Annotated in this window: 19 protein-coding genes and 3 pseudogenes; 17 read left to right on the top strand and 5 right to left on the bottom strand. The window is 33.7% G+C overall.

Annotated elements, in window-relative coordinates; all coding sequences use genetic code 11:
• The 7 genes from hslV to HMPREF0528_RS02370 all read left to right on the top strand — a co-directional run bounded on the left by hslV (position 1) and on the right by HMPREF0528_RS02370 (position 6,180).
• On the top strand, positions 1-525 hold the full coding sequence (gene hslV / locus HMPREF0528_RS02340) for an ATP-dependent protease subunit HslV (RefSeq protein WP_004894572.1): 525 nt from the start codon (positions 1-3) through the stop codon (positions 523-525).
• 10 nt (positions 526-535) lie between these two features.
• The gene (gene hslU / locus HMPREF0528_RS02345; RefSeq protein ID WP_004894575.1) at positions 536-1,930 is read left to right on the top strand and encodes an ATP-dependent protease ATPase subunit HslU; all 1,395 of its coding nucleotides are present in this window, start codon (positions 536-538) and stop codon (positions 1,928-1,930) included.
• 27 nt (positions 1,931-1,957) lie between these two features.
• Positions 1,958-2,845 carry an aldose 1-epimerase family protein gene (locus HMPREF0528_RS02350; RefSeq protein WP_004894577.1) on the top strand — a complete coding sequence of 296 codons (888 nt, stop codon included), beginning with the start codon at positions 1,958-1,960 and terminating at the stop codon, positions 2,843-2,845.
• Positions 2,846-2,905: 60 nt separating this feature from the next.
• Complete coding sequence (locus tag HMPREF0528_RS02355) at positions 2,906-3,508, top strand: LysR substrate-binding domain-containing protein (protein ID WP_034525201.1); 603 nt, start codon at positions 2,906-2,908, stop codon at positions 3,506-3,508.
• Positions 3,509-3,660: 152 nt separating this feature from the next.
• On the top strand, positions 3,661-4,224 hold the full coding sequence (locus HMPREF0528_RS02360) for a metal-dependent hydrolase (RefSeq protein WP_034525081.1): 564 nt from the start codon (positions 3,661-3,663) through the stop codon (positions 4,222-4,224).
• Between the two features lie 267 nt (positions 4,225-4,491).
• Positions 4,492-4,953 (top strand): hypothetical protein, encoded by a 462-nt coding sequence (locus HMPREF0528_RS02365; RefSeq protein ID WP_004894587.1) that lies wholly within the window; start codon positions 4,492-4,494, stop codon positions 4,951-4,953.
• Positions 4,954-5,148: 195 nt separating this feature from the next.
• Entirely contained in the window at positions 5,149-6,180 is a 1,032-nt protein-coding gene (locus tag HMPREF0528_RS02370; protein WP_034525083.1) for a YeiH family protein, read from the top strand.
• A gap of 47 nt (positions 6,181-6,227) precedes the next feature.
• Here HMPREF0528_RS02370 and HMPREF0528_RS02375 read toward each other — a convergent pair whose 3' ends face one another.
• Positions 6,228-6,710, bottom strand: a complete 483-nt coding sequence (locus HMPREF0528_RS02375; RefSeq protein WP_004894592.1) for a hypothetical protein — start codon at positions 6,708-6,710, stop codon at positions 6,228-6,230.
• 102 nt (positions 6,711-6,812) lie between these two features.
• On the opposite strand from HMPREF0528_RS02375, the pseudogene HMPREF0528_RS09370 reads away from it, so the two are divergent.
• Positions 6,813-6,857, top strand: a pseudogene (locus HMPREF0528_RS09370) (hypothetical protein); the annotation flags it as partial.
• A 171-nt stretch (positions 6,858-7,028) separates the two neighbouring features.
• On the opposite strand, the gene HMPREF0528_RS02380 reads toward HMPREF0528_RS09370, so the two are convergent.
• Positions 7,029-7,487, bottom strand: coding sequence for a pyridoxamine 5'-phosphate oxidase family protein (locus HMPREF0528_RS02380; RefSeq protein WP_004894595.1), 459 nt, complete (start codon positions 7,485-7,487; stop codon positions 7,029-7,031).
• A 188-nt stretch (positions 7,488-7,675) separates the two neighbouring features.
• Between HMPREF0528_RS02380 and alsS the strand changes: the two are divergent.
• Both alsS and budA read left to right on the top strand, forming a co-directional pair.
• Positions 7,676-9,356, top strand: a pseudogene (gene alsS, locus HMPREF0528_RS02385) (acetolactate synthase AlsS).
• Positions 9,357-9,448: 92 nt separating this feature from the next.
• A pseudogene (gene budA / locus HMPREF0528_RS02390) lies at positions 9,449-10,080 on the top strand (acetolactate decarboxylase).
• A 45-nt stretch (positions 10,081-10,125) separates the two neighbouring features.
• On the opposite strand, the gene HMPREF0528_RS02395 reads toward budA, so the two are convergent.
• Together HMPREF0528_RS02395 and HMPREF0528_RS02400 are read right to left on the bottom strand one after the other, a co-directional pair.
• Positions 10,126-10,539: a DUF3021 domain-containing protein gene (locus HMPREF0528_RS02395; protein ID WP_004894612.1), complete on the bottom strand. Its 414-nt coding sequence runs from the start codon at positions 10,537-10,539 to the stop codon at positions 10,126-10,128.
• Between the two features lies 1 nt (position 10,540).
• The gene (locus HMPREF0528_RS02400; RefSeq protein WP_004894614.1) at positions 10,541-10,975 is read right to left on the bottom strand and encodes a LytTR family DNA-binding domain-containing protein; all 435 of its coding nucleotides are present in this window, start codon (positions 10,973-10,975) and stop codon (positions 10,541-10,543) included.
• A gap of 325 nt (positions 10,976-11,300) precedes the next feature.
• On the opposite strand from HMPREF0528_RS02400, the gene HMPREF0528_RS09375 reads away from it, so the two are divergent.
• A complete protein-coding gene (locus HMPREF0528_RS09375) occupies positions 11,301-13,712 on the top strand; it encodes a DUF1542 domain-containing protein (protein ID WP_004894630.1) in 2,412 nt (803 codons plus the stop codon).
• Positions 13,713-13,820: 108 nt separating this feature from the next.
• On the opposite strand, the gene HMPREF0528_RS02410 is transcribed toward HMPREF0528_RS09375, so the two are convergent.
• A complete protein-coding gene (locus tag HMPREF0528_RS02410; RefSeq protein WP_004894633.1) occupies positions 13,821-14,504 on the bottom strand; it encodes a TMEM175 family protein in 684 nt (227 codons plus the stop codon).
• Between the two features lie 171 nt (positions 14,505-14,675).
• Here HMPREF0528_RS02410 and HMPREF0528_RS02415 point away from each other — a divergent pair, with 171 nt between their 5' ends.
• The 6 genes from HMPREF0528_RS02415 to HMPREF0528_RS02440 all read left to right on the top strand — a co-directional run bounded on the left by HMPREF0528_RS02415 (position 14,676) and on the right by HMPREF0528_RS02440 (position 19,781).
• Positions 14,676-15,227, top strand: a complete 552-nt coding sequence (locus HMPREF0528_RS02415; RefSeq protein ID WP_004894636.1) for an aldo/keto reductase — start codon at positions 14,676-14,678, stop codon at positions 15,225-15,227.
• A gap of 351 nt (positions 15,228-15,578) precedes the next feature.
• Positions 15,579-16,178, top strand: coding sequence for an HAD family hydrolase (locus HMPREF0528_RS02420; RefSeq protein ID WP_004894638.1), 600 nt, complete (start codon positions 15,579-15,581; stop codon positions 16,176-16,178).
• Between the two features lie 22 nt (positions 16,179-16,200).
• A complete protein-coding gene (locus HMPREF0528_RS02425; RefSeq protein ID WP_004894642.1) occupies positions 16,201-16,824 on the top strand; it encodes an NUDIX hydrolase N-terminal domain-containing protein in 624 nt (207 codons plus the stop codon).
• Positions 16,825-16,963: 139 nt separating this feature from the next.
• Complete coding sequence (locus HMPREF0528_RS02430) at positions 16,964-17,659, top strand: response regulator transcription factor (protein WP_004894644.1); 696 nt, start codon at positions 16,964-16,966, stop codon at positions 17,657-17,659.
• A complete protein-coding gene (locus HMPREF0528_RS02435) occupies positions 17,652-19,004 on the top strand; it encodes a sensor histidine kinase (RefSeq protein ID WP_004894647.1) in 1,353 nt (450 codons plus the stop codon). Before HMPREF0528_RS02430 ends, HMPREF0528_RS02435 begins: the two co-directional genes overlap by 8 nt.
• Positions 19,005-19,133: 129 nt before the next feature.
• Positions 19,134-19,781, top strand: coding sequence for a PepSY domain-containing protein (locus tag HMPREF0528_RS02440; protein ID WP_004894650.1), 648 nt, complete (start codon positions 19,134-19,136; stop codon positions 19,779-19,781).
• Positions 19,782-19,896 lie beyond the last annotated feature (115 nt).

The following is a 19,896-nucleotide window of genomic DNA, read 5'->3' on the forward strand; positions in this document are numbered from 1 at the left end:
ATGACAACAATTTGTTCTGTTAGATATAACAATAAAACCGCCATCGCTGGTGATGGTCAAGTTACCTTAGGTGAAAAAGTTATTGCTAAGGCAACTGCTAAAAAGATTAGAAGAATTTATCATGATCAAGTAGTAATCGGCTTTGCTGGCGGTGTTGCAGATGCAGTTAGCTTGCAAGATATGCTTGAAGGAAAGCTTGAAACTTATTCTGGTGACTTACGTAGAGCTGCCGTTGAAATGGCGCAAAGCTGGCGTAAAGATCCAACTTTAGCTAAATTACAAGCTATGGTAATTGCTTTTAATGATAAAGACTTATTATTAATTTCTGGTAATGGTGAAGTACTTGAGCCAGATGAAGACGTGGTAGCTATTGGTTCTGGTGGTAACTTTGCCCAAGCAGCTGCAATTGCCATGACTCGCCACAGTAATGGGATGAGCGCAAGTGAAATTGCTAAAGAAGCTGTTAAGATTGCTTCTGGAATTGATGTGTTTACAGATGACCACATTACTACTGATGAAATCTAGGTGAAATATTTTGACTGAGAAAAAAACTCCAAAACAAATTGTAGAATTACTTGATAAATATATTATTGGCCAAAACGAAGCTAAAAAGTCTGTTGCTGTTGCATTGTATAATCGCTATCGTAGATTGCAACTACCAAAACAAATGCAACAAGATATTACGCCAAAAAACATGTTAATGGCAGGTCCTACTGGTGTAGGTAAGACCGAAATTGCACGTCGACTTGCTAAAATTGTCGATGCACCTTTTGTAAAGGTTGAAGCAACTAAGTTTACTGAGGTTGGTTACGTTGGACGTGATGTTGAATCAATGGTTCGTGACTTAGTTGAAGAAGCAGTTCGAATGGAAGAAAAAGATCAATTTGAACATGTTAAAATGCAAGCTACTAAGAAAGCTAATAATCGTCTAGTGAAGTTAATTGTGCCCGGAATTAAGCGTGAAAACCGTGAAAATTCCATGCAACAAATGATGCAAATGCTTTCCGGTAACTTCAACATGAATCAACCTCAAGATAATGAAGAAGTAACTGATGATATTCGTAATGAACGTCTTAGCGTAGCTGATCAACTTAATAAGGGATTACTTGAGAATCGTGAAGTTACCATCGAAGTAGAACAAGCTCCAAAGGTAAACCCAATGGGCGATATGATGGGCCAAATGGGAATTGACATGTCAAGTTTGATGGGTGACCTAATGCCTAAGAAGACTGTTAAGCGTACATTAAAAGTATCAGATGCACGTGAAGTTTTAATTCAAGAAGAATCAAAGAAGTTAATTAACTACGATTCTCTCTACCAACGTGCAATTGAGCGTACTCAACAAAATGGTATTATCTTTATCGACGAAATTGACAAGATCACTGCTGGTAACAAGAAGACCTCTGGTGAAGTTTCTCGTGAAGGTGTACAAAGAGATATCTTACCAATTGTTGAAGGTTCAACTGTTTCAACTAAGTATGGTCCTGTATCTACTGACCACATCCTCTTCATTGCAGCGGGTGCTTTTGCCGAAAGTAAGCCAAGCGATTTAATTCCAGAATTGCAAGGACGTTTCCCAATTCGTGTTGAATTAAATGCCTTGACTCAAGAAGACTTTGTTAAGATCTTAAAGGATCCACAAAACTCACTTTTGAAGCAATATATTGCACTTCTTAAGGCTGATGGTATTAAATTAGTCTTTACTCAAGAAGCAATTGATCGAATTGCTCAAATAGCTTTTGAAGTAAATCAGGGAACTGACAATATTGGTGCACGTCGTTTAGCAACTATTTTAGAAAAATTACTTGAAGATGTTCTTTACGAAGGACCAGACATGAATATGGGTGAAATCACTATTACTCAGAAGTATGTTGATCAAAAATTGAGTGATATAATTATTAATAAAGACTTAACAAAATTTATTTTGTAATTTTAGTAGATAAAGAGAAGTTAAATTATGGATTATCAATTAAAGAATAATTTTTTAACAGTAACACTTTCTGATAAGGGTGCTGAAATTCAAAGTGTTAAAGATGTAAATAGTGGTCGAGAATACATGTGGCAGGCAGATCCCGAAATTTGGGGACGGCATGCTCCGGTTTTGTTCCCAGTAGTTGGACGTTTAAAGGATGATCAATATACTTATGATGGTAAAACTTACCATATGGGACAACATGGTTTTGCTCGGGATGCACAATTTACTGTTGAAGAACAAGATGATAAGCACATTGTTTTTCTTCTAACTTCTAATGAAGATACTAAAAAAATGTATCCATTTGATTTTGAACTGAGAGTATCTTACAGTTTAATGAATAATTTGCTGGAAGAACACTTTACAGTAACTAATACTGATACTAAAGAAATGATCTTTGGTATTGGTGGCCACCCAGGTTTTAATTTACCAACTGATAATGGGTTGAATAAGAATGATTACTACTTTAAGTTTGATCCTTCAATGGACCATGTGAAGATTCCTTTAAAGGCACCATACCTTGACTGGGAAAATCGTTCTTTGCTCGCAACTGATTCAATGTTTGAAATTAGTGATGAATTATTTAAGGATGATGCCTGGGTCTTTGAATTAAAGCAACCTAACAAGATTTCTATTAGAACTGATAAGAGTGACTATCACATTAATGTCAAAATGGAAAATGCACCATTTGTGGGTTTGTGGTCACAATATCCTAAGACTGGCAACTATATCTGTATTGAACCATGGTGGGGCATTGCAGATACTTTAGATAGTGATGGTAAACTAGAACATAAACGTGGCATGAACCATCTTGCTCCAAGTGAAGTTTGGGAGAATGGTTTTACAATTGCGTTTCATGATAAAGCTAAGTAATTAAGATAAATAAGACTTTGGTTGAAAGATCAAAGTCTTATTTTGTATACAGGTGAAAAAATGAAGATTGGATATTTAAAAAATTTAGGTAGACATGAGTTGGAACAGGCAGCAGGTAAATGGCAAACTTTACATAAAGACGAAAAGGTGAGTTTAGAGCCTGTTTTATATGATGAGATTGAAGTTAAGATTCAAAACAATGAGTTAGATGCAGTCTTAGTTAATTCAAGGCATACTATCTATCAGCAACTAGCTACTTATCCGGTTGATGAGGTTGCTTTAGTGGCCCTGGTGCAAGCGGGTAATTTTAATAAATATCAACAAACTGTTGAAGTGAGTGATTTAAAGAATTTGCCTTGCATTATGGTAGCGGGAGTAGAGGAGGAAAAGAGTGAATACCACTATTTAAAAGATGTTCTTCAAGTTGATAGTGATTTACTTGCGGTTGAAACCTTAGGAGAAGCAATTTTAATGGTTGAATCTGGATCTGGCTACTTAATTATGAATGAAAAAACAGCCACCCATATTGAGGATGACCAAGTACAAAAGTTGTTCTTGTTGCGAGATGGAAAACAACTCACTGAAGAATATGCTTTTATTGCTAAACCAGAAGATCAGCGAGTAGAAGAATTGAGCAAAATATTAAAAGAAGATAGCAATTAAAAGTAAAATAATTATGTAAAGCTATGAAATAATATTACTTAAAAACTCTAGTGCAAAACTAGAGTTTTTTTTATACCTTGGCGTATACAAGTTCCCATTCTGGTGGGAATTTTGTTAAAATAGAATATATGTTCTAGAGAGGGTGAAAAGAAATGCTAACTAGGTCACATCGAATTTGCAGTATTGCAATCGTGGAACTAAGCTTATTATTAACTAATCGTCTATTGATCGATCCAGTTAACAACATTATTATTCTGGCTGCGACTGCGATTGGCGCTTCTTTACCTGATATTGATGAATATAACAGTTCTGCGAGCAAGAAGTCAGTGATCAATTTTAGTCTTTTTCTTAAACATCGTGGGATTACTCATTCTTTCCTTGGCTGGGCCGTTTTTTCTGGTGGTCTATATTATTTAATGAATAAATTTATTCCTATTCATATCAACAACTTAACTTCTCAGAATTATTGGAGTGCGCTTTGGTTTGGGCTAGTAATTGGCTATTTTTTGCATCTAGTTGAAGATAGTTTCAGTAAGCAAGGAGTAGAGTGGCTAGCGCCATTCTATAAGAAAAAGAGAAAATCACCAATTCATTATAAAGTTGGAGGTTGCTTTGAGAACTTTTTAACTATGATGTCTTATTTAGCAGTAATTATGATGACTTTTTATTGGATTTGGCTTTCTTTGACACCTGCAACACAAGTCTTTTTATTTTGAAAAGTAGACTTAAGCCTGTAAGATAGGTACTGAGGGGAAGATTCCAAGAAGGGAGTCCTGAATATGTCCCAATTATTAGTAATAGCCGGTTTAATCGGTATTTTGTATGGTGCAGTTGAGCTTAAAGCCCAGCCAATTCCAGTTGAAAATGACACAGTTCATAAAGGACGTTAATTGACCTTGATGACCAAGAGTTAAAATTGCTCTTGGTCATTTTTAGTTTAACCAGTATACTGGTAGAAAGAAGAATATTAAAGGATATGAAGTATGGATTCGAATGAATTAATTTTTATTAAATTAGAAAATAAACGTTTACGTTATAATTTGCTTGCGGACATCTTGCTAATTCTTGGAGGCATTTTAATGTTTAGACAGCCTCCAATGAGCCTTTTATTTCAATTACTTGGAGCCGGCTTAATTATTATTGGAACCGTATTTACTTTTTTATCATTTCGAGTAAGGACTAGTAAGCAATATCATGACCTATCTTTATTAGTTAAAAATGAGCCAAGCAGTTTTAAGGAGGTCGTTAATTTATTTGGAGCAAAGTTAACTGCTTTAGCTTTGTTTGTGGGAATAGGGCTTATAGCATTAGCAATTTGCTTTTTCTTTTTACTTAGTCGATCTTGGATTAAGGCTTTACTGTTTTTCTTAACATTTGAGACTGTAATTGATTTGAAAGATTTTATGAATAATATCACAAAATTGAAGGATGAAAGTACAATTTAGGCTTTCATCCTTTTTATATCGATAAAAATATTTGTGATTTTATGAGCATATTATTTTACTTTAATTATTGAATTGGATATTATAGTACTATAATAATTTTGCTTTCGAGAAAGAATCACTTTAAAACACTATATGATTGCTTATTCTGTAAATTTTCCTAGGTGGGAATAAGTAATTAAACTGGAGGTATTTTTATTGATAAGTATTGTTAAGAGTAGATCATTTTGTCTTGCAGCTGCAATGACTTTAATTTGTTCCGTGGCAGGTATTTTTCTAGCAAAATTACCTTATGTCAACTTGATTGGTGCGTTGGTAATTGCCCTTTTATTAGGAATTTCGCTGCAGGTGTTACCAGTTGGGGTAAGAGAAGAAGCAGCACCAGGGATTGGTTTTATTTCTAATAAGTTTTTGAGATTAGGAATTATTTTACTGGGTTTTAGACTTAATCTTACTAAGCTAGCTGATGCTGGTATTAAAACAATTTTAGTTGCAATGCTAGGGGTAAGTGGAACGATTGTTTTGACTTACTGGCTTAGTAAAAAATTTGGGGCAGAAGATGAACTAGCAGTGTTATCAGCTTGTGGCTGCGGAATTTGTGGAGCAGCTGCTGTAATGGGCGTTTCCCCTCAAATTGAGAGTAGAGATGAAGAACGTAAAAGAGAAAACGAGGTACTTGCTGTTGCCGTAGTTTGTGTGATGGGAACAGTATTTACACTCTTAGAAATTGTGATTAAACCAATGCTTGGGTTAACAGATTCACAATTTGGTATTGTTGCTGGTGGATCTCTTCATGAAATTGCCCATGCTATTGCAGCTGGTAGTGCTTTTGGTGAAGCAAGTTTAGATAGTGCGTTAATTATGAAATTATCACGTGTTTTACTGTTAGCACCAGTTGCTTTAGTAATTGGATACTGGTACCAAAGAAGACTGGTAAAAGAAAGTGCGCAAGATCATACACAAGCACCTAAGAAATTACCAATTCCTTGGTTCTTAGGAGGATTTATTTTAACCAGTATTTTAGGTACTTTCTTACCATTCCCACCAGTAGTTTTAGATGGCTTAGTTCAAGCAGCATATGTCTTTTTGGGGATGGCAATGGCCGCTTTAGGTATTTCAGTTAACTTCAGTGTTATCTTCAAACGTGGTGGTACCGTATTTGGGGCTGCTGCAATTAGTTCTACTTGCTTGATGATCTTCATGATTATTATGAGTAAGTTATTCTTTTAAATTAATGATAAAAAGCCGATTGCTTCTCCACCAAGCAATCGGCTTTTTTACATTTGATCATATTTACTCCATTGATCCTGCAATTTTTCAATTAAAGGCATAAGACGAGTTTGGTTTTGCTTTAAGTAGCAAGCATAGAACTTTTGATGAGCCACCTCATCTGATAAGGGACGAACGGAACGGTTATTAGGAAGATTATTACCCCATTGTGAGTCTAAACTAGTTAAATTAGTAGTAAAGAAGGGGAGGACGGAATACTGTAAGATTTCGCTATAATCTGTTGACTCATCTTGGAAGATTATTTTGCTATCAGGAATTTCATCATGATAAATCTGGGTCCAAAAACCGATGTTAGCAGGGCTTAAAATTGTTTTTCCTTTTAGCATTCTAAATGATAATTCTGAATTTTCATTAAGCTTACATTCGGTAGGTAAGTTAACTGACATGGATTCTGTACCTAAATAAGTAGAGGTAATATCACGATCTTCAATAGGGAAATTAAGTAGTAGTGATGGTAGGGTTGATAACAAGTCATACCTTTCATTGCAGTATCTTGTTAGTGGGGGTAATAATACTTATCGTGTTTTGAAGATTAACGCAAAAATGCACAGCATTCAAAGCTCCATGATAATTCGCAAGTTGATAAAGCTCTCATTAAGTTTGTGTGGAATAAGTGATGTGTTTATATAAGCAATAAAACCAGCAATGCTTTTAATTGACCATGACCAGTATTTTATTGAACAAGTTGCCGATAAAAGAATTAAATTAGCTAACTAAACCATATTAAAAAATGGATAGGGTAAAAGAAACCTATCCATTTTTATTTAGTTATGCGAAAAAATGATTAATTAAAATTCAAATTTTCTTGTAAAAATAGGGTGAGTACGGTGATCTAAGTAGGCTGCTTCTTTTGGTGTAATTTCTAAAACCCGCAGATCTTCTTTTGCCCCTTCAATATCATCTGCATATATTTCATTTAAATAATCATTTTTTTCAAAAATCTCGTCAATATATTCATGTTCGACATTTTTAATTGTTCCCCGAATTGAAAAGCCGCATGAATCCATCGTGCCATCCCCTTTGTATCCATTGATAATCACCTTAGGTTGATGGATCAAATCTTGAAAGAAAGGATTTTGACTAGAGGTAACAATGTAGAGCTTACCATTTTTATTCAAAACTAGATCACAGACTTGAGCAGAAGGTGCACCATGATGTGTTGTAGCAACATCAACATTGTGGACCTCATTAGTCGCAAATTCTAAGAACTCTTCATTACTAGTTTGATTATTTAAGATCCTAACCATGTCTATTCCTCGCTTAAATTTATTTTTATTCAAGTTCTATTATAGAATGGATTTGTGATATATCTATATTAGAAGTATTTGATTTAAAGTTTTCTATAATTATATTTACTTAAAAGTATGGTAGCTTGTAAGTATACTTTTAATTTGTAAGTAGATATACAACCTATATTGGAAGAAGGAAGATTGCTGTGGCAGAAGAAAAATATTACGGTGCAAATGCAATTGTTGATAGCTTAATTAATCATGATGTTAAATTCGTCTTTGGAATTCCAGGTGCCAAAATTGATCGAGTATTTGAATTACTTGAACATTCTAAAGATCCACGTACGCCTAAATTTGTTTTAACGCGGCACGAACAAAATGCGGCCTTCATGGCGGCTGGAGTTAGGAAGGATTACAGGAAAACCAGGTGTTGTTCTTACTACCTCAGGTCCGGGTGCATCAAATTTAGCAACTGGCTTAGTAACTGCTACAGCAGAAGGTGATCCCGTACTAGCTATTTCTGGCCAAGTGCAAAGAACTGATCTTTTGCGTTTAACTCACCAAAGTATGAAAAATGCAGCTTTATTTGCTCCGATTACTAAATATAGTGCCGAAGTTCAAGAACCCGAGAATATTTCTGAGGTGATTGCTAACGCATATCAAGAAGCAGAGGCATCTAAGCAAGGGGCAAGCTTTGTTTCTGTTCCGCAGGACGTAACTGATGCAGAAGTAAAAACGAGCGTGATTGCGCCACTTGAGCCCCCGAAGCTAGGCCCAGCTAGTCCAATTGAATCAACTTTGCTTTCACAGCGTATTAAAGCCGCAAAGCTTCCTGTACTTTTGTTAGGAATGCGGGCATCTGATCCAGAAACTACCAGAGCTATCAGACGTTTAATTGCGGAAACTCATCTACCTGTAGTTGAAACTTTTCAAGGTGCTGGAATTATCCCACGTGAATTAGAGGATGATTTCTTCGGTCGTGTAGGTTTGTTTAGAAACCAACCAGGGGATCAATTGCTTAAAAAGAGTGATCTGGTTATTGCAATTGGTTATGATCCAATCGAATATGAACCTCGAAACTGGAATTCTGATAGAAGCGCAAATATCGTTGTAATTGATTCTATGCGGGCAGAAATTGATAAAAATTATCAGCCTGAGAGAGAATTGGTTGGAGATATTTCTCAAACTTTAGACTTTCTTTTACCATATATGAAGGGCTGTTCAATGCCGAATGAATCTAAAGAGTATCTTGATTCATTACGTAAAACCCTGCAAAAACGTGATACTCCACCTGCTGTTACTAAGGATCAAGTGAAGAGTCATCCCTTGAGTATTATTCAGGCTCTACAAGACCGAGTTACTGATGACATGACGGTAACAGTGGATGTTGGTAGTTTTTACATCTGGATGGCACGGCACTTTAGAAGTTATGAACCACGGCATTTGCTCTTTAGTAACGGAATGCAGACACTTGGAGTTGCTCTTCCTTGGACAATCGCAGCAGCTTTGGTAAGACCAAATACAAAAATTGTTTCGGTTTCTGGGGATGGGGGATTCATGTTCTCGTCACAAGATTTAGAGACTGCTGTTCGGCTAGGTTTGAATATTGTCCATATTATCTGGAATGATGGAAATTATGACATGGTTAAATTCCAAGAAGAATTGAAGTATGGCGATTCAGCAACTGTTAAATTTGGCCCTGTAGACTTTGTTAAATATGCAGAAAGTTTTGGTGCTAAGGGCTACCGTGTAGAGAAGGCAGCTGATTTAGATAAGATTTTGGATAAAGCCTTTAAAGAAGATGGACCAACTGTTGTTGATATACCGGTTGATTATAGTTTCAATCAAGAATTAGGAAAGACAATTTTAGAGGATCAGCTATATTAATAGAAGGTAGGAAAATTATGGCAAAATATGAAAGCAAGGTTTATCAGCATGGTACCTTGGGGATGCTGGTGCCAGGATTGTTTGAAGGGACAATGACAGTTGCAGATCTGTTAAAGCACGGTGGCTGGGGCATTGGAACAGCTAGTGGCCTTGATGGTGAAATGATTTTACTTGATCATGTACCGTATTTAGCTCAAAGCAATGGTGAAATTAGAATCTTAAAACCAGAAGAAAAGATCCCATTTGCGACAGTTCATTTTGAAGAGATAAAAGATAGTTTTAAGGTCGAAAATTTAACTCAAAAAGAATTAGAAGATAAGATTTTAGCTGACTATCCTTATAAAAATGTCCTTTTTGCAGTTAAAATTGTGGGGAATTTTTCAACTGTTAAAACAAGAGTAGTTGAAAAGCAGACAAGACCTTATTGCAAGTAGCAAATGAACAAGCCGTTTTTGAATCTACTGATGTTTCTGGTACAGTTATAGGTTACTTTGCACCGAAGATGTTCCAAGGTATGGCTGCTACTGGATACCATTTACATTTTTTAGCAGATAACAAATCAATTGGTGGACACTTATTAGACTTCAAGATAAAAGAAGCAACTGTTTATTTACAGCCATTTACTAGTATTGAGCAACATTTGCCAATTGATAATCAGAAATTTTTGAACAAAGATTTGGATATCGCTGATATGCATGATCAAATCCAAAAGGCTGAAGGATAAAAAAGCAGATCATTACCGTTTAATTATGGTAGTGATCTGCTTTTTTTATAATTTATGGTTTAACTGCTTTACTTGGATTTTTATTTGATGGTAGATACAGAGCCAAATGATTAAGTAGCCGATGATATAGAGTACCGTAAAAACCAGAAATGGGATAATTTGTAACTCAATCCAATTGTTAAAAAAATAAAAGAGAAGGTAGTCAATGTAAATTACAATCGCATCAATCATATTTGCAAGTCCAAGAGAGATTTTTTCAACTTTAAAGACTGCACTAATACCTCCGGCGATAAAGGCTAGTAATAAACTGGAAAGAATATTCTTATTTACGTTTTGAATCGAAATAGTATGGAAGTTAATAGTAAAAGAATAAATATAATAAAAAATCACAAGAATTAAAGGACCAAATCCTGCAGCTTTCATGCCACTTTTAATAAAATTTTTGATAAAATCTTTCATTTTAATTCAGTTCCTTCCTAATTTTAGAAAAACAGCGTCTTGAAACATAGTCGCTTAATCCATTTGTCATAATGACATTTACCCCAGAAGTTTTTGTTTCCTTAAATTGATCGATATAGGAACGATTTATAATAGTGGATTTATTGATACGCCAAAAATTAGTGGGGAGAGTATCTTCTATTTGGTAGAGTCTTTTTCTGATGTGATATTGCTTATTGTTACAGATAGCAAAAACCTTATTTTCAATAATTGTAAACATAATAATATTCTCTAAGTTAAGCATAATTAAATCTTTGTCATCATAAGCAGGTATCTCATTTGAATTACCGTTTGATAAAACAAATTGCTCTAATTGAGTAGAAAAATTACTTTTTCGATGAACGGTAGCCTCGACAATTTCTTGACTGTTTGGATTAATAAATAACTTAAATTTCATATCTTACTCCTTTCAAGTTAAATTATATCGATATGAGGCATTTTTACTTTATTTTTGTCAGTCATCGGTTGAAAATGACTTTTAATCGGTAATAAAATTTTGATTCCAAAAATGTAAAATTATAAAAGTAAGCTCTGATATTTTTGTTATTTAAATAGAATAATATTACGTACTAATAAAATGATTATTTAAAAATTATGTCATTATGCTTATTATCAGACCAGTATTTAATGGGAAGATTTAATTCTAAAGAAAGTCATATAAATTATATAAGAGTATAGAATAAGAAAAGATTACATGTTACTATATCACTTGTAATTAATTTATGAAATTAATTACTGATACTAATACTCAAAATAACGAAGATAAAACAAATAATAATCAAGCTCAAAATACAGTAACTGATAATCTTGATCACAGTACTGTTGTTGCTAGTTACAAGGCTGATACTACTAATGCTAGTGAAGCTAACAAGAGTAGTGAAAATACTGAAAGTAAGTCAGATGAAAAGCAGGCTGTAACTACTGAAACTGCTAAAACTGAAGCAGCTGCTACTACGGAAGCAGAAGCAAAGAACAATGCAACTAATGATGTAGCTAAGAAAAAAGATGAAGCAGCTGCTAAGGCAGATACTAAGGTTGATGCTAATAAAGCAGTAGAAAATGTAAAGACTGAATCAGCTACTACTAATGCAGATACTAAGAATACTGAGACTCAAACTGTAAAGATTGATGAAGAAAAAGTTGCTGATACTAATACTTCTTCTGATTTGAATAATGCAGTAAACGATGCAAAGACTGAAGTTTCAACTAATGCACTTAACGTAAATAAAGCAGTTCAAAATGCATCATTCCTTAGTGCAAATAATCTTGCTGAAAGTAAGGTAGCAGCTACAGCACTTGCAGCTGAAGCAGAAGATCCTAATGCAGTAACAGTTAGTGACGCTAAGGGATTTATTAATGCAATTCAAAATGGGACTGCTACTACTATTAATGTTGCTAAAAATCTTAATTTAGCAGACCAAACAGATAGTACATATATAGAAATTCATATCAAGAATACGCGTAATATTGTAATTCAATCAGATAATCTAGAAGAAAAACGTACAATTGATTTCTCCGGATATTCATTTGATATGAATACACAAAATTCTGTAACCTTTAAAGATTTGAATATTTATGCTCGTAGTTACTGGGGCCTTGTTTATAATGCTGTTGGATACACATTTGATAATGTTAACTTTACTGGTTCACAACTTATTTATACTAAACCAAGTATTAATTCAACCTTAACATTTAAGAATACTATTACTGCAAACTCTGTTTCATCTTATTTAGGACCACTTGATGGTAGGACACGCGCTACTCAACAAAACGGTGGGCAGCAAATTCTTCAATTTGAAGGTGGAACAAATCAAATTATTTTTGATGAAAACAGTAATGTGACCTTAACAACAGAAGATGATAATGCTCTTGAAATTGATGGTGGGACCACAACAATTGATGTAAAAGATGGTGCCAATGTAGCAATTAATCCACATTCTAAAGGTAATCCTCAAAATCGTAATGGAATTGGAACTGGGAAGGTTGCTCGTGCTATTGTTGCCAATGCTGCTAAGGATGCTATCAACAATGCAACTACTAATGCGACTGTTACTGCGGCAGAAAACAAGGGAATTGAAGATATTGCAAATGTTAATGTTTCAAGTTTAGCTGAAACTAAACAGGTAGCAATTGACGCAATTAAACAAGTTCAAAATGCTAAGAATAGTCAAATTGAAGAAGCTGAGAATCTAAGTGCAGATGAACAAAAGAACTTAATTGATCAAGTGAATAAGATTGCTCAAGACGCAATTAATAAGCTAAACGATCCAGCAACAACTACAAATGAAGTTATTACTGACACTCGTGATAAAGCAATTGATCAAATTACTAACTTGTTCATTCCAACCTTAGATAGTGTCAAAAAAGATGCTCAGGAAGCTAAGATTGATGAAATCAATAAGGCTGATAATTTAACTGATCAAATGAAGCAAAACTTAATTGACCAAGTAGATCAAGTTGCTGATAATGCTACTAAGGCCATTAATAATGCTCAAACAAATGATGATGTTAAAGAAGCAGAAACCAAGGGCTTAGAAGACATTAATAGTATTCAAGTTCCAAGCTTAGTTGAAAGTAAGGATGATGCTATTAAGGAAATCGATGATGCTTTGGAGAAGAAGACTGATGAGATCAATGCAGCTGATCTTGATCAAAAGCAAAAAGATGAGTTAATCAATCAAATTACTGATATTGCTACAGAGACTAAGACCAAGGTATTCACTGCTACAACTAATGCAGAAGTTGATGCTGAAGCCGAAGCTGGTATTAAAGCTATCGAAGCTGTGAAGATTCCAGCTCGTACTGCTGACAACAGCAATGCTGAAAGTCATAATTCTTCAACTAATGTAACTCCAGATCACAATAATGAAAAAAATAATGCTCAGAACACTAACCAAGTAAGCACTAAGACTGAGAGTGAAAGTAAGGAACAAACTGTAATTACAAATTCAGTTCAGCCTAAGAGAAATGCTGTTCGTCATAAGAATGGCACTCCAGTAAACAAGAAGGGTACTTTACCACAAACTGGTAAGAAGGATAACTCTAACTTAACGTTAGCAGGAGCTGCACTTCTTGGGTTAGCAGGTGTATTTTCATTGTTTGGATTAGGAGACAAGAGAAAAAAGAATAAATAGTCAACATTGTTGATACGAAAAAGAGCGATACTCCCTAAAGTGGAATATCGCCTTTTTTGTTTGGAAATGTTAAAAAGACAGAAGCATTTAATTGTGCTTCTGCCTTTATTACATGATTTTATTACGCTTAACAGGGAATAAAAATGAAATAACTGGTATAACTACATAAAGAATCATGGCAAGTCTAGGAAGAACAAACGATAGACCAATGAGAACAATATTTAAAAATAAGGTGACAGCAACCTTTCTAATAAAAGATCGACTGATAATAATGTTCATAATTTGGGAATATTTCGCCGTCTTCTTAGCGCCAAAATATTGAATTAAATATTCTAAAATTTTAGCAATTAAAAAAACTACTCCAAAATTAGCTACCGCAAATGTTGAACCTTCTGCCATAATCCATTTTGTCATTACCGGAAGAAGAGAAAGGTCAGCTAAGAAAAAGAAGTCTAAGACAGCAATTGTTTTTGAGGGCTTAAATATATAGTAGGAAAAAGCTAAATGCAGATCATACCAAAAATCCGCCACGATGAAGAATGTAATTAAAAATACAATAATATTTGCGAGAAATTGTCCATAGTGAACTTCATTAATAGCTGGCTGGATCTCTAATACAATAATTGTAATAATGATTGCCATTACCCCATCATTAAAAGCTTGGAGGTGCTCACGTAAGCTTTCTGGTTCTTCTTTTTGTGCTTGAATAAGTTCTTGGCGAACAGTCTTTAATTTTTCTTTTTCTTGCTTTGAAAAATCATTGAAATTGTGTTCTTTTCTGTTTCTTTTCATTTTATCTTTCCTTACAATTTACTAATATTAGCATTTTACAACATTTAAAGACGGTGATTAAGATGAAAATAAGCAAAATATGCATTTAAGTTATAGAAATTGATGCATTCTAAATCTTAGGTAGTTAAAAAATTTTTTTAAAATGAAATTAGCAAAGAAAGGGATGATTCTATGTCTATTTTTGATGAAACTTTAACCATGAATAACGGTTTAAAAATTCCTAAGATGGCACTTGGGATATGGGAGATTCCTGATGATCAAACACCTAAAGCAGTCGAAGAAGGAAAGTTACGTACAATTGGTGTCCCCAGCTTTGAAAAAGAAGATTTAGATAACTTAATGCAGAATAGTTCTACTAAACCTGCTGTTAATCAAATTTTAGTTCACATTGGTGAAACCCCGATGAACTTAATTGATTACATTCAAGGAAATGATATTGTAGTTGAAGCTTTCTCACCAATTGCTCACGGTGCTCCTCTAAATGATCCAAAAATTAAAAAGATGGCTAATAAGTATGGTGTAACCGTATCCCAATTATGTATTCGTTATGATTGGCAACTTAACTGTGTTGTATTACCTAAGTCTGCAAATCCTGCACATATGAAGAGTAATGCTGAAATTGATTTTGTAATCAGTGATGAAGATATGGATAAACTTAAGAAGTTTACCCCAGTTGATTATGGTAAAGCAGGCGTCTTCCCAGTATTTGGCGGCAAGTTGTAAATTTAATTGTTCCAGATTATAGGGAAAAGTACAATTTTTATTAAAAAATTAGTATTGAACTTACTTTTAATTAGTATATAATTATAGCTAACAAAAAGTAAGAGGGGATACTTTACTTATGAATCAGATTTTAGCAATTGCAGTGTTACTAGGAACTTTATTCTTTTCAGTAAGTATTAAACCCTAACGAGTTCCCATAAGAATTAAAAATAATACTCTTCATCGCGGTCGATAAGATAATAATTAATCCTTAAAACGAGAGTTTATCAAATCTCTCGTTTTTTCTTGCAAGATTCTAGCAAAAAGAGCAATATTTTTACTATAGACTATTAAAGATAGAGGGGAAAGTTAATGCTTAAGAATATTATCTTTGATTTTGGAAATGTCATTATGAACTACAATTCAGATGAAATTTTAAATCATTATGAATTGAGTCCCGAGGATCATGATTTAGTTAGAAAAACTATTTTTAAATCTAAAGAGTGGGGCGAAATCGACTCTGGAAAAATTACAGAGGAAGAAGCCACTGAAATTTTTACTAGTAAAGTTCCAGAAAAACTAAAAAGTAAAGTTAAGCAAATTATGGCAACTTGGCCAGAAAATGTTGATTTCTATGAGCCAGTTTTTAATTATATAGAGGAATTACGTAAACAAGGTTATAAGATTTACGGTTTATCCAATACCGGAATGCAGTTTGCTAATTTTGTTAAAAATTCTGAGATGGGTAATTATTTTGATGGCTATGTTTTTTCTGCCCAAGAGAAATTAATGAAGCCAGATAGAAGAATATATGAAAGATTAATTGCTCGCTATATTTTAAATCCAGAAGAGAGTATATTTATCGATGATTTAAAAGCAAACACCGATGCAGCAAAGAAGCTTGGTATGTTAGCTTTTACCTTTAAGATTGATAAACTTGGCGAATTACAAGAATATATTTCTAGCCATTAAGTAAATTTTAGGTGATTGAAAAATGAAAACAAATGATCAAATTGCAAATTGGGCAATGGATTTGCAGAGCCTAGCGCAAGCCGGGTTAAGATATGGCCATGATGTTTTTGATCGTGAACGCTATGAAGAAATTCGGCGTATTGCTGGTGAAATGATGGCTGCTAGGACTGGAATTCCAGAAGAAAAACTTAAAACCTTGTTTCTCGGGGATGAGGGATATCAAACCCCAAAAATTGAGACTCGAGCCGCAATTTTTAAAGATAATAAAATCTTATTAGTTCGTGAAAAAATGTCTCAAGAATGGTCATTGCCCGGCGGCTGGAACGATTATGATCAAACTGTCGCAGATAACTGTGTTAAAGAGGCTTTTGAAGAATCTGGTAGAAAAGTAGAACCAGTTAAAATTATTGCAGTTCAAGATCGTAATCATCATAATAAGCCAATTTTAGCGACTAACGTTACTAAGATTTTCTTTTTATGTAAAGAATTATGTGGTACATTTACTCCTAATGATGAAACAGATGCTTGTGACTACTTTGCTCTAGACAACTTACCAAACTTATCTATTGATAGAAACACAGAAGAACAAATTGCAATGTGTTTTGAAGCAAATAATGATCCAAATTGGGATACTAAGTTTGAATAAAAATTTATTACAAAATAGCTCCAAGCAGTTTACTTGGAGCTATTTTAATAGACATTTAAAATAAAAAGAATCAAATTAATATTGAATTTACTATTTTAAAGCAATTCTAAAGGTGAGTTGGAAAGCAGGGCGGTAAGATATGGAAAAAACAAAAATTCTTTTAATTGAAGACGAGGAGAGCCTAGCTAGTTTTATTCAACCAGAGCTTGAATTAGAAGGATATGAGGTAGTCTGGGCTAAAGATGGTAAAGAAGGTCTTGAACTTTTTGAAAAAGAAAAACCAACTTTAATCCTTTTAGATTGGATGTTACCTGTTTATGATGGCATCACTGTCTTAAGAAGAATTAGAAAAGTTAGTGACATTCCTATCATTATGTTAACTGCCCGTAACCAAGCTTCTGATATTAGTAATGCTTTAGATCAAGGCTTAGATGACTATATGACCAAGCCTTTTGAAATAGAAGAACTTTTTGCCCGAATCAGAGTGATTCTTAGAAGATTAGAACGAGAAAAGAGACAGGTTGTCAGTTCTACCTTAGAATTTAGTGTTTTAAAAATTGACTTGGTTTCTCATAAATTTTGGTGCAAGGGTGAGGAAATCTATTTAACTCCAAAAGAATATGCATTGCTATGTGAATTAATGAATGATCCTGAAAAAGTTAAAAGCCGAGATGAATTATTAGATATCGTGTGGGGATATGATTTTGTCGGTCAAACTAACACAGTTGATGTCTATATAAGAGCACTGCGAAATAAGTTGGGAAAATATCGTAATTTGATTAAAACAGTTCGTGGATATGGCTATTGCTTAAGAAAGGTGGACAATAATGAATAAAAAAATAAGGACAACCTCCCAACAATTAACACAGTTGTTTCTGACTTTATTCATTATTATTCTCTTCCTAGTTAATCTAGCATTTGCTGGTATTTCAACAGCATTCATTTATAACAATGCTCATGAGCAAGCAGAAGAAGTTATTGATACAGTTAGTGATAATATCAGCGATCATGATGAGCATAAGAATAAAAATGAATGGAAATTATTTCTCAATGCTTATCTTGCTAGACAAAGTAATGATGCAATTTCACTGAAAACTCCTAAGGGTAAGACTGTCTATTCGGAAGATGGGGAAGAATTATTTAAAAAAGTAAAGAATCATAGGAATTACAATAATGTTGTTTTTATGGAAAATAGCGTTTATTATTTACGGACTGCAACTGAAGACGGCTATCAAATTTCTGTAATTTTAAATGTTGATGATCTTTTCACCTTAATTACCCATTTATTACTTGCAATCACTATTTTAAATTTAATTGCCATCATTTGTTCGATTCCTTTAATTAAACGTTTTTCAAGAAAATGGAGTCAGCCAATAGAGAAAATAGATCAAGATATTGAGGCCATTGAGCATCAAACAACGGCAAAAAAGAAAGTATTCGTGCCGAAACAACCAGCAGAAATTCACCACTTAGCACAGTCTTTTAATAAATTGCTAGAGTATCAAGATAAGGCAATTCAGCGTGAACAGCAATTTGTTACTGATGCATCTCATGAATTGAAGACTCCGCTTGCTGCAATCCGCGGCCACATTAATTTGATTAAAAGACGCGGTAAAGAACATCCCGAAATTATCGCAAAGTCGCTCCAATATATTGACTCTGAATCAAGTAGGATGGAAATACTGGTTAATGAACTTTTGGAATTAGGACGAGCTAAGAAACAACACCAATCAATTGGTCCCATTGATCTAGTGCCAATAGTTCAAAAAGAGAGTGAAATTCTTGAACAAGAATATAATACTTGCAGCGTCTATATTTCAAGTCCAACAAAAGTTTTCTACCCAATTGAAGTGAAAGATTTCCGCTTAATTATCCATAACTTGTTAGATAATGCAGCTAAGTATTCTCAAAACAATACCAAAATAAAGATAGAATTACAGAAAGATAATGGGTACTTAACTTTAAGAGTTAAGGATCAGGGAATTGGTATTAGAGAAGAAAATTATGATAAGATTTTTGATCGTTTTTATCGAGAAGATCAAGCTCACTCTAGTCAGGTTAAAGGTACTGGAATTGGCTTAGCTATTGTAAAAGATATTGTTACCAAGTATCATGGAAAAATTAGTGTTTCTGCTAATACTCCTAAAGGGACGATTTTTGAAATAAAATTACCACTCTAATGATTAAAATGAAAAAATCTTCATTTAATTTATATTTGCTCTTAGTTTTTTCATCCTCGTTTTTTCGTAAACTAAATATATAAAGTTAAGCAATAAAAATAAATTTGAAGAAAAAGTGAGGATTCTATTATGAGAACAAACATTAAGAGATTATCATTAGGCGCAGCTGTTTTAGGTTTAGCCTTAGGTGGAACTAGTCTTACTTTAATTAATCAAGCTCAAGCCTCTACTGGTGGACAAGCTACGAAACAAACACAAACTTCTAACTCAATCAATCTTTCTCAAAGTGATGCAATTAATAAATTTAATGAAAAGTATGGCTCAAAATCAATTAAGGGGATTGAACTAAAGAATAAGAAAAATAAATATATTTATGAAGTAGAGGGCTTTGATTCAGAAAAAGAATATAAAGTTAAAATTGATGCAAGTAGTGGTGAAATTTTAAAAGCTAAGTCAGAAAACTTAGATGCAGATGATAAAGAAGAGGCCTTAGATCTAAATGGCTTAATAAGTCGTAGTGAAGCTACAAAACTTGCCCAAACTAAGGCATCTGGTAAGGTAGTTAAGTGGTCTTTAGAAATGGACGACAAGCAACCAGTTTGGGAAGTTGAATTAAAAGATGGCAATAAAGAAACTGAAGTTAAGATTGATGCTAAAAGTCAAAAAATCTTAAGGACTAAGACTGATGGAGACAAAAAAGATAAGAAAGATAGTGAAAAGAAGGATCAAGTAGATCACAAAGAAAATAAGGCCAGCAAAGAAGATAAGAATAATTAAGAACTTAGAATCGGATCGTATAGATCCGATTTTTTGCTTGCGAGTGTGTCATACGTGAAATGAATAGTAGCATGTTTTTTTAGCAATTGTATGTAGTACTTTTTTAATTTAGACT

It is taken from the genome of Lactobacillus johnsonii ATCC 33200, from assembly GCF_000159355.1.
Lineage (GTDB): Bacteria > Bacillota > Bacilli > Lactobacillales > Lactobacillaceae > Lactobacillus > Lactobacillus johnsonii.